12 protein-coding genes are annotated in these 12,560 nt (G+C 45.9%); 4 read left to right on the top strand and 8 right to left on the bottom strand.

Annotation, left to right across the window (positions count from 1 at the left end):
• Positions 1-891: 891 nt before the first annotated feature.
• On the bottom strand, positions 892-3,069 hold the full coding sequence (locus JOJ89_RS20435; protein ID WP_203289201.1) for a DNA topoisomerase III: 2,178 nt from the start codon (positions 3,067-3,069) through the stop codon (positions 892-894).
• 37 nt (positions 3,070-3,106) lie between these two features.
• A complete protein-coding gene (locus JOJ89_RS20440; RefSeq protein ID WP_242524641.1) occupies positions 3,107-4,021 on the bottom strand; it encodes an aminoglycoside phosphotransferase family protein in 915 nt (304 codons plus the stop codon).
• A 102-nt stretch (positions 4,022-4,123) separates the two neighbouring features.
• On the opposite strand from JOJ89_RS20440, the gene JOJ89_RS20445 reads away from it, so the two are divergent.
• On the top strand, positions 4,124-4,483 hold the full coding sequence (locus JOJ89_RS20445) for a DUF1801 domain-containing protein (RefSeq protein ID WP_203289203.1): 360 nt from the start codon (positions 4,124-4,126) through the stop codon (positions 4,481-4,483).
• Positions 4,484-4,623: 140 nt separating this feature from the next.
• Positions 4,624-6,174, top strand: a complete 1,551-nt coding sequence (locus JOJ89_RS20450; RefSeq protein ID WP_203289204.1) for an ABC-F family ATP-binding cassette domain-containing protein — start codon at positions 4,624-4,626, stop codon at positions 6,172-6,174.
• 59 nt (positions 6,175-6,233) lie between these two features.
• Here JOJ89_RS20450 and JOJ89_RS20455 read toward each other — a convergent pair whose 3' ends face one another.
• The 5 genes from JOJ89_RS20455 to JOJ89_RS20475 all read right to left on the bottom strand — a co-directional run bounded on the left by JOJ89_RS20455 (position 6,234) and on the right by JOJ89_RS20475 (position 11,352).
• Complete coding sequence (locus JOJ89_RS20455) at positions 6,234-7,016, bottom strand: polymer-forming cytoskeletal protein (protein ID WP_029283156.1); 783 nt, start codon at positions 7,014-7,016, stop codon at positions 6,234-6,236.
• Positions 7,017-7,035: 19 nt separating this feature from the next.
• A complete protein-coding gene (locus JOJ89_RS20460) occupies positions 7,036-7,644 on the bottom strand; it encodes a DUF4004 family protein (RefSeq protein WP_203289205.1) in 609 nt (202 codons plus the stop codon).
• 180 nt (positions 7,645-7,824) lie between these two features.
• On the bottom strand, positions 7,825-8,730 hold the full coding sequence (locus tag JOJ89_RS20465; protein WP_203289206.1) for a phosphotransferase: 906 nt from the start codon (positions 8,728-8,730) through the stop codon (positions 7,825-7,827).
• Between the two features lie 2 nt (positions 8,731-8,732).
• Positions 8,733-9,944: a DEAD/DEAH box helicase gene (locus tag JOJ89_RS20470; protein WP_203289207.1), complete on the bottom strand. Its 1,212-nt coding sequence runs from the start codon at positions 9,942-9,944 to the stop codon at positions 8,733-8,735.
• A gap of 97 nt (positions 9,945-10,041) precedes the next feature.
• Positions 10,042-11,352: a cytochrome P450 gene (locus tag JOJ89_RS20475; protein WP_203289208.1), complete on the bottom strand. Its 1,311-nt coding sequence runs from the start codon at positions 11,350-11,352 to the stop codon at positions 10,042-10,044.
• Positions 11,353-11,503: 151 nt separating this feature from the next.
• Here JOJ89_RS20475 and JOJ89_RS20480 point away from each other — a divergent pair, with 151 nt between their 5' ends.
• On the top strand, positions 11,504-11,674 hold the full coding sequence (locus tag JOJ89_RS20480; protein WP_168713773.1) for a hypothetical protein: 171 nt from the start codon (positions 11,504-11,506) through the stop codon (positions 11,672-11,674).
• The gene (locus tag JOJ89_RS20485; protein ID WP_029283146.1) at positions 11,674-11,871 is read left to right on the top strand and encodes a YwbE family protein; all 198 of its coding nucleotides are present in this window, start codon (positions 11,674-11,676) and stop codon (positions 11,869-11,871) included. Before JOJ89_RS20480 ends, JOJ89_RS20485 begins: the two co-directional genes overlap by 1 nt.
• 125 nt (positions 11,872-11,996) lie before the next feature.
• Here the strand turns inward: JOJ89_RS20485 and JOJ89_RS20490 are convergent, their stop codons facing one another.
• Positions 11,997-12,557 carry a hypothetical protein gene (locus tag JOJ89_RS20490; RefSeq protein WP_203289209.1) on the bottom strand — a complete coding sequence of 187 codons (561 nt, stop codon included), beginning with the start codon at positions 12,555-12,557 and terminating at the stop codon, positions 11,997-11,999.
• Positions 12,558-12,560 lie beyond the last annotated feature (3 nt).

Genomic DNA, 12,560 nt, shown 5'->3' on the forward strand with positions numbered 1-12,560 from the left:
TTTTTGCAAAAAAAGCACGTTTAAATTATGGCAGAAAAACGATGTTTTCGTTTTCTTTTCCTCTATATGCTAGCAGAGCAGGCTTCATCATGTGAGTACCCTTCATCAAATGTCACGAACATTTCATCAGTCGTTCAAATAAATGTCACATTTTCATCATACTTTAGTCATATTTATTCCAGTCCTTTCTTTTAATGGAATTGAAAGTGTTTTTATTAAAAATTTTTCTTTTTAAGGATAAATAAGTAAAGAGTGCACCAAACCTCTTTTTACCCTTGCTGCAGAGGGGGTAAACTCTGCAATATGTTCAAACTCTCAGACTTTGTATCTAGTTTGGGAAGGGGTGTTTTTAAAACGGCAAGAGCATTGGCGGATTCCAAAAGTTAGGCTGTTCAGCATACTCCGTCAGGCTTTTGCTTACCCTCTCATATCATTTTACGGTTTAGCAGGGTACGATTCCGGTGCTTGCTTACCCTACCACATCGTTTTACGGTTTAGCAGGGTAAGATTCCAGTGTTTGCTTACCCTCCCCATATCGTTTTTCAGCTCGGCAGGGTAAGATTCCGCCGTTTCCTTACCCTCCCCATATCGTTTTTCAGCTCGGCAGGGTAAGATTCCGCCGTTTCCTTACCCTCCCCATATCGTTTTTCAGCTCGGCAGGGTAAGATTCCGCCGTTTCCTTACCCTCCCCATATCGTTTTTCAGCTCGGCAGGGTAAGATTCCACCGTTTCCTTACCCTCCCCATATCGTTTTTCAACTTGGCAGGGTAAGATTCCGCCGTTTCCTTACCCTCCCCACATCGTTTTTCAATCTTGCAGGGTACGGAAATCACCGCCTGCAAACCCTACCACACACAAAAAAAACAGCCCCGAAACCGGGACTGCTGCATGTCAGTCAAACTTCAGCTTGGACAGGGCATCTGCCAGAGCGGGGTTTGATAATTCATCATTCTGTTTTTTCATGTAGTTTGCGACTTCTTTTTTGGACACTTTTGTGTTCTGGGTTTTCTTTTTGCGTTCCGTAAAGGAGGAGAGCTTTTCGCGGTGGCCGCATTTGCACAGGAAGAACTGTCCGTCTCCCTCGCCTCGAAGCTCGAGCTTTTTATGGCATACTGGGCATCTGGCATTGGTTGTGCGCGCGATTCCTTTTCTGTAGCCGCACTCCCTGTCCTGACACACGTGCATTTTCCCTTTTTTGCCGTTCACTTCAAGAAGAAGCTTGCCGCACTCAGGGCATTTTTTGCCGACGAGGTTATCGTGCTTAAAGGTTTTGCTGCTGTTTTTCACTTCCTGGACAACCGCTTTTGCATAGCCCCTCATCTCCTGGACGAAGGCCTGCTTTGCAAGCTTGCCTTTGGCGATTTGCGTAAGCTTTTGTTCCCACTCCGCTGTGAGGGCAGGCGATTTTAAGTCTTCCGGCACAAGCTCGAGAAGCTGTTTGCCCTTAGAAGTGACGAAAAGTTCTTTTCCTTTTTTCTCAACTAAGAAGCTGTTGAACAGCTTTTCAATAATGTCAGCCCGGGTTGCCACGGTTCCAAGACCGCCGGTTTCGCCGATGACTTTCTTTAGATCTGCATTCCCGGACATATATTTTGCCGGATTTTCCATCGCTGAAAGGAGGGAAGCTTCATTGAAGCGGGAAGGAGGCTTTGTTTCTCCTTTCGTCTGTACAAGTGACTGAACGCTCAGCACGTCACCTTTGTTCAGAACCGGAAGCTGCTGCTCTGAAAGGCCGTCCTTATCGTCTTCCTCTTCATACTCATACACTTCTTTCCACCCTTGAGAGAGGACCGCTTTTCCTTTTGCAAGGAAGGTCTCATCTCCAATCTTGCACGTGAGGGATGTTTGCTCATATTCAAATGCCGGAGAAAGAACAGCAAGGAACCGCTTGACGACTAAATCATAAATTTTTCTCTCTTTGTCGCTGAAGGCAGATGCAATCACCGTTTCTTCCGTTGGAATAATGGCGTGGTGATCAGAAACTTTGCTGTCATCCACGAATGACGAATTCGCCTTGATTGGCTTTTGGAGAATCTTCATCGCTGCTTTAGCATATGGTTTTACTCCGCAGGCTTTTACCCGTTCTGCAAGTGTATCGACAAGGTCTGAACTTAAAAAGCGCGAATCTGTTCTTGGATACGTCAGCACTTTATGCTGTTCATAGAGCTTTTGCATGATGGACAGCGTTTCTTTGGCCGAGTAGCCGAACCGCTTATTCGCATCCCTCTGAAGCTCTGTCAGATCATACAGGGCAGGAGAAAATGTCTTTTTGCGTGCTTTGTCCGCCGACACTATGACAGCATCCTTACCGGTAAGCACTTTTGATATAGCGTCCACTTTCTCCTGTTGAAAGGATTTGATATCCTTCGTTTTTGCATCCTGCCAGACGAGATGCAGCCCCTCTTTTGTCTGGGCTTTCAGGCCGTAGTAGGTTTTCGGCTGAAACTGCCTGATCTCTTCTTCGCGCGCTGCAATAATGGCAAGCGTCGGTGTCTGAACCCGGCCTGATGACAGCTGGGCATTGTGCTTCGTAGTGAGCGCACGGGTCGCATTCATCCCGACGATCCAGTCCGCCTCCGCTCTTGCTTCAGCAGAATGGAAAAGAGGCTCATATTCTTTTCCGTTTTTCAGCTTTTTGAAGCCTTCTTTAATAGCTTTATCCGTCACAGATGAAATCCACAGCCGTTTAATCGGTTTATGGACATGTGCTTTTTCAATAATCCAGCGTGCAACAAGCTCGCCTTCCCGTCCGGCGTCTGTCGCGATAACGATTTCTGTAACGTCCTTGCGGTTTAATACGGCTTTTACCGCATGAAATTGCTTGCTTGTCTTTTTTATTACAACGAGTTTCAGCTCGTTTGGAAGCATCGGCAAATCTTCCATCTTCCACGTTTTGTAGGAATCACTGTACGCTTCAGGATCTGCGTGTGTAACAAGATGGCCAAGAGCCCATGTCACAATGTATTTGCTGCCTTCAAAATACCCGTTGCCTTTTTTTCCGCACTGTAACACTCTTGCAAGGTCCCTTCCTACAGAAGGTTTTTCTGCAAGTACTGCGATTTTTCCCATAGTCACATTCCTCACTTTCATTCGATAGTATATCGTATCACATCTTCACGCTGAAGGTTTTGTACCACTCCAGCTCGCACTGGTCAAAATCTGAATGGTCTGCAGCAATCATATTGAGCCTTGAGAGCATCTGATCCATCAGATGCGGTGTTTCTCTTTTCGTCCAGACAACGGCTGAAAAGATGCTCATTGCTGCATAGACACTGTACAGCGCCCAAAAGTCATGCGGAATGACGCCTTTAAAGTAACCGTCAATCTGTCCTGCCGAAAAGGGAACACTTACTTCCCTGCTGAACAGGGCCACTTTATAAAAATCATGATATGGATCACCGAAATCATGGCGGTTAAAGTCAATGCAGCCTGCATATTTCCTGTCTTTCACGATCAGATTTGCGGGATGAAAATCATCGTGCTGAAAAGTGCGCGGACGGCCTTTAAGCAAGTGAAGATGTTCATCAATAAATTGACCGGCACGGTCACCATACTCAAGCTGGATGTCGAGCCCAACATATGCGTCCGCATATCGCTGATGCTTGGCAGAAGCGGCCTCATACCATATGTGAGGCGACGGCGGCGCCGGAATTGCATGCAGAGCATGCAGCTCAAGGCCGGCCTTAAAGCCAATCTCGTACTGCTCGCTGACAGTAAGCCCGGGAAGTACGCCCAACGCTTCTTCACCCTCAATATAACGGACGATCATATAGCAGATATTCAAAGATTCAATGATCCCGAAATCAACAGGGCCTGATGACTGAACACCGCGTTTTTCAGCTTCTTTTAGCATTTCATATTCTTTAAGCTTAGAAGCCTGCTGATTCAAATCTGCCGTGCGAATGACATATTTCTTCCCGTCTTCATCCACTGCAAGATACTTATTATCATATGAGAACCCTTTTTCTATTTTATTTATGGTTTTGAAGCTGTCAAAATAGCGTTCTAAATCCCGTTCCATACCCATCCCCCTGTCCTGAAAAAAAACAAGATTTCTCTCATATGTTACCATATTCAGAGACAGGAGGCTGTTTAGCACGAACACTGAAAGTGAGGTTCAGTCATGCACGCTGAAGTACAGAATTACTTTTCAAAGGCAAATATCAACCACCTGGCAGATATGGTTCTGCTGCGCAAGAAAATACTTGCTGCCCTTCCGTTTGTGGAGGAGGGCTTTCAATACGGATTTCCGGTCTATTCGCTTTCGGGCGAACCTGCTGCAGGCTTTGCAAGCCGTGAAAAAGGTTTGATGTTTTATTTAATGGACCCCGGAATCGTTGCCCCATACCATGAAGACCTTGCAACGAGAATTACAGGAAAAACCTGCATCATCTTGAAAGAAAACTCTGATACGCCTAAAAGCATTATCCTCGACTGCATTGACCGCATGCTCGCGGACGTAAGAAGCAAACACCTTTCCTAGCTGCGCCACCGCAGTTTTTTTCCCGTTTTCAGACAACATTGTGCCATAATGTTCCGCTTCTGCGGTATAGCTTAAACAACCCGGATTTAGTATGATGGTAGAATGAAACGTTTAGAAAGCAGCGGAGGGTTAAAAAGAACATGAGTTTACTTACAATTGATAAATTAGGCCATACGTTTGGCGACCGTACTTTATTTAAAGATGTATCCTTCAGGCTTCTGCCGGGTGAGCATGTAGGCCTTGTCGGAGCGAACGGCGTGGGGAAATCGACGCTGATGAACATCCTGACAAAAGAATTGATCCATGACACAGGAAAAGTCGAGTGGACACCCGGTGTTCACTACGGATACCTTGATCAGCATACCGTCCTTTCAAAAGGGAAAACGATCAGAGACGTTTTACGGGACGCATTCCTGCCCCTGTATAAAAAGGAAGAAGAGTTAAACGAAGTCATCGCGAAGATGGGAGATGCCTCTCCTGAAGAGCTTGAAGATCTCCTTGAAAAGATGGGGGAAATTCAGGATCACCTGGACGCCGGAGGCTTCTACTCGCTTGATATGAAGGTGGAGGAAGCAGCACGCGGGCTCGGCCTTGATGCCATCGGACTCGACCGCGACGTATCAGCCCTTAGCGGCGGGCAGCGGACGAAGGTTCTCCTTGCAAAGCTGCTGCTTGAACAGCCTGAAGTGCTTCTTCTGGATGAGCCGACGAACTACCTTGATGTTGAGCATATTAACTGGCTCAGCAATTACTTGAGAGAATATCCTCATGCATTCCTTTTGATTTCGCATGACACGGAATTCATGAACGGGATTGTTGATGTCATTTTCCATCTTGAGTTCTCAAAGCTGACGCGCTACACAGCAACTTATGAAAAATTCCTGGAGCTTGCGGAAATCAACAAGAACCAGCACATTAACGCGTATGAGAAACAGAAGGATTTCATTAAAAAACAGGAGGATTTCATCGCTAAAAACAAGGCGCGTTATTCCACAACCGGACGTGCAAAAAGCCGCCAGAAGCAGCTTGACCGCATGGAGCGGATTGACCGCCCTGAGACAGCGATGAAACCGACATTTGAATTTAAAGAGTCCCGCGGTAGCAGCCGTTATGTTTTTGAAGGAAAAGACGTCGAAATCGGCTATACGCAGCCTCTGCTTCCAAAACTGACGATGACGATCGAACGCGGGGAAAAAATCGCAATCGTCGGCTGCAACGGGGTCGGAAAATCCACCCTGCTTAAAACAATTTTAGGAAAAATCAAGCCTCTTGGCGGGTCGATCCAGCTTGGAGACTTCCTTTATCCTTCTTACTTTGAGCAGGAAGTAAAAGCGGAAAACATTACGCCGATTGACGACGTGTGGAGTGCTTTCCCTGGCCTTGACCAGCATCAGGTACGGGCGATGCTCGCACGTGTCGGCCTGAAAAATGAACACATTTCCCGTCCGCTTAATCAGCTGAGCGGAGGCGAACAGGCAAAGGTGCGCCTGTGCAAACTGCTTCAGAACGAATCAAACTGGCTGCTGTTTGACGAGCCTACGAACCACTTGGACGTAACAGCGAAAGAAGAGCTGAAACGAGCCATTAAAGCATACAAAGGGACCGTTGTCCTTGTCTGCCATGAACCTGACTTTTATGAAGACTGGGTCACAAAGGTCTGGAATGTAGAAGAATGGGCGGAGCAGGCTTAATCACAAAAAAAATCCGGCACATCGGTGTGCCGGATTTTTTTTGTTTATGACTTACAACGTTACACCTTCACAGACTCCTGCACAGCTGCCTTCGGGTGGACATCAAGGCTCCCTGTATACTCAACCGTTCCGATTTCACAGTTTTCACCAATTGAAATATCCTTTCCCCTGACAAGCTTGGCTTTTGTATTCTGAAGGCGGATTGTATCTCCTTCAATAACCTCTGTTTGAAGATAAGGGTCTGAATTCAGAAAACGAAACAGGCGGCGGAACAGGCTAAATGATTTTTCGACACTCACAGTGATCGTTTCACCGCCAATTTCTTTCACTTTTGAATAGTGATCCATGCAAATCTCGATCTGATCCGCACTGAGCAGTCCGCCGATATGGATCACTCCGCTTGAACGGAAGCTCTCTGCTTCACAGTCTTTTGATGCACTCAGCAGTCCCGTTACTTCCACACGCTCTGCTTGAATCTTTCCCATCACTTTTGCAGACCCGTTCACTTTAAATTCCCCGGCCGTCAATTCTTTCAGCATTTTTGCAGATCCGTTCACCGTAAATTCCTCTGCAGAAACCGTTTCTTCAAACTTTGTGCTGCCGTTGACTTTGAGCAGTTTTGTTTCAATCTTTCCCTTTAACGTTGAAGATCCGGAGATTTTAATCTGCTCTGCAAGAACAGATCCTTCCACTTTACCGGAACCGTCAATTTTCAGGCTTTCACATTCAACGTCCCCATGGATCTTTCCGCTTCCGCTGATGGATACATCCTCATACTGTCCGCCGCCTGCAGAACCGGATCCATTTATTTTTAAATCATGCCGTTTCGTTGCCTGTTCCATTTTCCCCATCCCCTTATTATTAAATGGTCGAAAGCCGTTTTTTTAACTGATTAACCTTGTCTTCCAAATTGATCCGCACAAGCATTTCCGCTTCCGCAATGACCTCAGAAGGCGGACTGATAATCACCCATATGGTGACCCCGTTCTTTTCAAATCCAACAAGTTCACTTGTTTTATGCTCAGCTTCCCTGTACCTGCCCGCCAAAAATTCAAGCATTTCTCTGCACTGATCATCATTGAGCTTTACCCGGAGGTCTTCTGCGAGCGAAAGAAAAAGAATGGAGTGGAAATCATAACTTTCACCCGTGAAAAGATCACCAAATGCGTTCAATGTCTGGGGCTTCAGAAACTTCACGAGCAGATCTTCCTTCATCGTCACTTCCGCAGGCTTCGGTGAAAAAAACGCCGACAATTCGTCAAGGGAATACTCATCTTTCATTCCTTTTATCGCTTCCACACGTTCAAGAATCTTCTCTTTCGGGAAAAACGTCTCCTGGCCGGTGTAGCTTGATTTCTTTATAAACCATTCTTCAGGAATGATGTTTTTCCTCTTCCATCTGTAAAGCTGGCCATAAGAAATTCCGGTTTCATCAAGCAGTTCTTTTTTTGAAATCACCTCTTGTTCCAAGTCAATCCTCCTTTAGTAAAACATTGTTACGTTGTCTAGTTTGAATGTAACATAACATTGTTACGCTGTAAATATATTTTTGGATTTTTTTGTAAGGATTTTGTTTTCTTGTGGCCAATGTTGTTCAAAATCGTAACCGGCCATTTCAAAAAAAATAACGGAATCCGTATCTGGATTCCGTTAAATCATAGCTGTCCCAAGAGCCTGCTCAGACAAACTGATTAAGTCATTGTCTTTTTGGTCGATTCCGTAGAGCAAAAGCAGGGATAGTGTATAGGTTCCTTTAAATCTCGCAAGTTCTGCAGTTGCGGAGCTCACGTTACCGTATATCTCAAAAAACACCTTTCTTGCATAGGGAGTGAAAAATCCGTAAACCGCCGAGAGATCAACTGCCGGATGCCCGATATGAAGATCTCCCCAATCAATCACTCCTGTAAGGGAACCTTCTTCGTCTACGAGAACATTGCGTATGTGCAGGTCCCCGTGTACCAGGCAATTGGAGCTGTCCTGTTTCAATGGCTTCCGTTTTTCCACATATGTTTTCAGCTGCTTTACAATTGGACTTTCCGGAAGGAGATCACTTAGCTTAGCTGCCGTCTCCCTTAACATTGGGATGCGCTTGTTCATATCAAGTCTTCCAAGTGTGTCCGGCTCAGCACCGGATTTTCCGGCTGTCTCAACAGGGATGCCGTGCAATGCTTTTAAGAAATAAGCAAGCTTTTGCGCATTCTGGTTTTGCTGTTCCCCATTCCATTTAACCGGCGTTTTTCCAGGCACATGCCTGTAGCCAAGGTATGGCCATTTATAGCCGCATCCGGGATTTCCGCTGAATAAGGGGACTGGAACAGCCATTCCAAGACCTGAGAGAAGTGGAAGCACGCTCTCCTCTGTCTTCAGCAGGTCAACCGCTATTTCTCTCCGCGGAAACCGGAAAACATACTGGCCGTTCACTTTGAAAACCGTATTGTCAAATCCATACCCGAGCAGCTCGGCATGAACCGGATGCAGTTCGGGAAAATCCTTTGATATAAGCTGTTCTGCGTGATCGACTGTAATAGTCTGGTCCGGTGCCCATGGATTTGCCATCGTTATCTCCTCGTTTTAAAACGGCGCGGCTGTTCTCTTTTTTCTTTTTCAGGGCGATACACCTGATCTTTATTTTTCGGCTGCGAGGTGTATTCAGACGAAGGAATGTCAATCACTTGCCTTGGCAGCTTCATGCCTATGCCCTTTTCAACCGTATTCAGGTCGTCCATATCTTTTGGAGCGGCGAATGTAATCGCCATACCGTCTCCTCCGGCACGTCCTGTTCTTCCAATGCGGTGGATATAGGTTTCTGCATCCTGGGGCATATCATAGTTGTAGACGTGAGTGATTCCTTCTACGTCAATTCCGCGTGCGGCAACATCTGTTGCGACCAGATATTGAATTTTAGCTTCTCTGAAAAGCTTCATGACTTTTTCTCTTTTCGCCTGAGAAAGATCTCCGTGAAGCTCTTCTGCTTCATATTTCCGGGCTTTCATCGCATCAATCAGTCTGCCGGCCCTTATCTTTGTCCGGCAGAAAATAATGGCAAGGAAGGGCTGCTGCTCGTCAAGAAAGCGGAACAGGGCTGCCTGTTTGGCTCTGTCATTCGTTTCAATCACAAGCTGATTGATTTTTTCGACCGTAACCTTCTTTTCCTGCACCGTGATTTCTTTCGGGTTCGACATGTATTGTCTGGAAAGCTCTTTCACTTTTGGCGTGATCGTGGCTGAGAAAAGCATCGTCTGGCGGGACTGGAAGGTTTGGGATACGATGTCTTCAATATCTTTATGGAAGCCCGCGAGCAGCATTTGATCCGCTTCATCAATGACAAGCATGGAAACGCCGGATAGATCGATGGTCTCTCTGCGGATGTGGTCGAGAATTCTGCCAGGCGTTGCAACTGCAATATGAATGCCGCGGCCAAGCTTTTTTATCTGCCTCTCAACATCCTGTCCTCCGTAAACGGCGAGGATTCCGAATCCTCCAAGTCTGTCTGTCAGCTTCTTAATTTCCGCCGTTATTTGAATGGCAAGCTCTCTTGTCGGGGCAAGAATGAGTGCCTGCAGTTCATTCCGCTCCACCTCTATTTTTTCAAGAATCGGAAGGACGAACGCAAGGGTTTTTCCCGTTCCTGTTTGTGCTTTTGCAATAAGATCCAATCCTTCGAGTGCAGCAGGAATTGTCTTCTCCTGTATGGGTGTAGGTGCTGAAATCCCCTGGCGTTTAAGGGCGGCAGCTGTTTTTTCTGAGATTCCTAATTCTGAAAACGTCATTCTAATTTAGTTTCCTCTCTATTCTCCGTCTTTTCTTAGATTCTTATTGTACACTTCCGGACTGGTAAATAAAACAGCAGCTATTTCCCAGAAAATATCAGGATCTTTTCACAGCTTTCATTTTCAGCCCGTTCTTTACACGCAATGAAACAAGCGGTTCAGGCTGAAGCTCTTCGTCCGGAGAAGTGAGCTCAAGCTTGTATTTCCTTAAAACAGTGGCAGAGATTAAGACAGCCTCCATCATGGCGAACTGGCTGCCGATGCACCCCCTTGATCCTCCTCCAAATGGAAAAAAGCCGTACAGGGGAATTTCTTCTCCGCTGTCTTTTGAAAATCTGCCTGGATTAAATGTTTCAGGGGCCCTGAAGAACGCCGGATTCCGGTGCATAACATACGGACTGATAAGAAAGATCGATCCTTTTTGAAAATGGTTTCCTGCAATTTCAACATCCGTTTTTGCTTCACGCAGAATAATCCATGCTGCAGGATAGAGCCTTAGCGTTTCCTGCACGATCTGCTGCGTGTAGGGAAGGGCCTTCATTGATTCAAAAGTCAGCTGTCCCGCATCCTTTATTTCTGCCAGCATCTTTTCTTCCACTTGCGGATGCTTGGCCAGGACGGCAAAAATCCACGTCAGCACGTTTGCGGTCGTTTCATGGCCTGCTATTAAGATTGTGACAATTTGGTCTCTCAGCTCTGTTCTTGTCAGCGGCTCTCCCTTTTTATCCGCTGCCTGAAAGAGGAGGCTCAGCAAATGGCCGCTGTCCTGATTTTTCGCGCCCTTTTCAATAAGCAGGTCCGCGAGCTCATCAAGGGTTTTTACACCGCGTTTATATTTTCGGTTTTGCGCAGTGGGAAGAAAATCGGGCGGGGAAAAAGGTGTAAGAAGAGATTGGGCTGTTTTCTCAATGATATCGCTTACCGCTGATGCGACAGGATTTGTCTCGTTACTGAGCCTTTCTCCAAACATGGTCTGAACGATAATCCGAAGTGTCAGATTCATCATGTCCTCATGAATGGATCTTGTTTCCCCGTCCCTGTAAGAAGAGAGCAATTCTTCCGTCATGGAAACGGCTGTATCTGCATACTCTGCGACTTTCCGTTTATGAAAAGACGGCTGCATGAGCTTTCGCTGACGCTTGTGCACTTCTCCTTCACTCGTCAAAACACCGTTTCCAAGTGTTTTTCCCAGCGTTTTTGAAGAAGAGCCTTTTACAAAAGCCTCCTCTTTTAACGTCAGGATCTGTTTGACAGCTTCTCTTGAATGAATGATATAGGATGTATTTTTTGACTTGGGGTTAATGGCAACAATTTCTCCGAGAGTATGTGTCCTGTATAAAAATTCAAGGGGATCTTTGCGAAATTTGAGGTAGTTCTGCAGCTGGGTTCCAGGTATTTTAGCAATCATCGGAAAATCCTCCTAATTGATTGATTATATGATCAGTATACAGCAGAACGCTGCATGCACGAGAGAAAGAAGCGTCCCAAAGAGAGAGTTCTATTGTTCTCTGTGAAAAGGTAGTATAATATGAATGAATGATTAAAAAGGAGGATGTCCCATGTCCGAGAAAAAAATGACCCTTCAAGAGGCGATCAAACAAAAGCTTGAAAGCAAGAAGCAGGCACAGGCAAACGGCCAGGCTGGCGCTAAAGGTTCAAACCAGACCAAGAGCATGAAAAGCCAGGTGTCAAAGAAAACAAATAATCAGCGCAGAAGAATGGGCGTCTGATGAACGGCCAGAACAGGGAACACGTTAAGCCCGGCATGTCCGTTCAAATTGTCTTAAAGCAGGACCAGCGAAGCGGCAAGCTTACGCCTGGTATCGTAAAAGACATTTTGACAAATTCCCCCTTTCACCCTCACGGCATTAAGGTAAGACTTCAGGATGGACAAGTTGGAAGAGTCAAGTCAATTGATGCTCAATAATTTCCATTGCTGCAGCGGCATGTTTTCATTGAACTTTCATCATCCCTCACTCAAAAACAGCACTCCTCAATGAAATAAATGCTCTTTCTCATGCTAAAAAAGCTAACCTCTGAAGGTTAGCTTTTTTATTTGTTCATTTTTTCCAAAAATCCGCCAATCAGATCGTCTGCCGTTTCCTCTTTCTCTTCTTTCTCAGAGGAGGCTGCTGTTTCCTGAAGGGCTTTTTCCCAGTCAAAATCATCGAGGCCCTGATTTGCATCAAAGTCTTCTTCATGTTCTGGATTTGAGTCCAGACGAGCACTCGGTACTTCCTGCAAATAGAGCGCCTCGTCAATATCCAGTGATTTGCTCGTAAAGGAGGCAAGCAGGGAAGCGGCTCTTACCGGATCTGCAAGGATCTGATAAACAATGCTTCCAAGCAGCGCTTCAGAATGTTCATGCTTTATCCAGTCTCTTTGAGCTTTGCTGAGCTTTTGCGGAATGGGGATGGTGATGCTTTCTTTGTCTTTGACAAAAGAATCACTGACGCCCTGTGTGACGAATTCCGCAATCTTGCTTGAGAAATTCCTTTTTTCTGTCTCTTTCAGCTTCTGCAGCTGTTTGATAATATGCTCAGGGGTATCTGAGGGGATGCGGAATGTGATTGCCTGTCCCCTCTGAATACCTGATGAACCGCCCTTATTCATATG

The organism is Metabacillus sp. cB07, assembly GCF_016839225.1.
Taxonomy (GTDB): Bacteria; Bacillota; Bacilli; order Bacillales; family Bacillaceae; genus Bacillus_P; species Bacillus_P indicus.

Bases quoted from the DNA above. Each gene is read 5' to 3' on its own strand.
- JOJ89_RS20450 (WP_203289204.1), top strand. From the start codon at position 4,624: ATGAGTTTACTTACAATTGATAAATTAGGCCATACGTTTGGCGACCGT.
- JOJ89_RS20480 (WP_168713773.1), top strand. From the start codon at position 11,504: ATGTCCGAGAAAAAAATGACCCTTCAAGAGGCGATCAAACAAAAGCTT.
- JOJ89_RS20475 (WP_203289208.1), bottom strand. From the start codon at position 11,352: ATGATTGCTAAAATACCTGGAACCCAGCTGCAGAACTACCTCAAATTT.
- JOJ89_RS20440 (WP_242524641.1), bottom strand. From the start codon at position 4,021: ATGGAACGGGATTTAGAACGCTATTTTGACAGCTTCAAAACCATAAAT.
- JOJ89_RS20435 (WP_203289201.1), bottom strand. From the start codon at position 3,069: ATGGGAAAAATCGCAGTACTTGCAGAAAAACCTTCTGTAGGAAGGGAC.
- JOJ89_RS20485 (WP_029283146.1), top strand. From the start codon at position 11,674: ATGAACGGCCAGAACAGGGAACACGTTAAGCCCGGCATGTCCGTTCAA.
- JOJ89_RS20470 (WP_203289207.1), bottom strand. From the start codon at position 9,944: ATGACGTTTTCAGAATTAGGAATCTCAGAAAAAACAGCTGCCGCCCTT.
- JOJ89_RS20455 (WP_029283156.1), bottom strand. From the start codon at position 7,016: ATGGAACAGGCAACGAAACGGCATGATTTAAAAATAAATGGATCCGGT.
- JOJ89_RS20445 (WP_203289203.1), top strand. From the start codon at position 4,124: ATGCACGCTGAAGTACAGAATTACTTTTCAAAGGCAAATATCAACCAC.
- JOJ89_RS20465 (WP_203289206.1), bottom strand. From the start codon at position 8,730: ATGGCAAATCCATGGGCACCGGACCAGACTATTACAGTCGATCACGCA.
- JOJ89_RS20490 (WP_203289209.1), bottom strand. From the start codon at position 12,557: ATGAATAAGGGCGGTTCATCAGGTATTCAGAGGGGACAGGCAATCACA.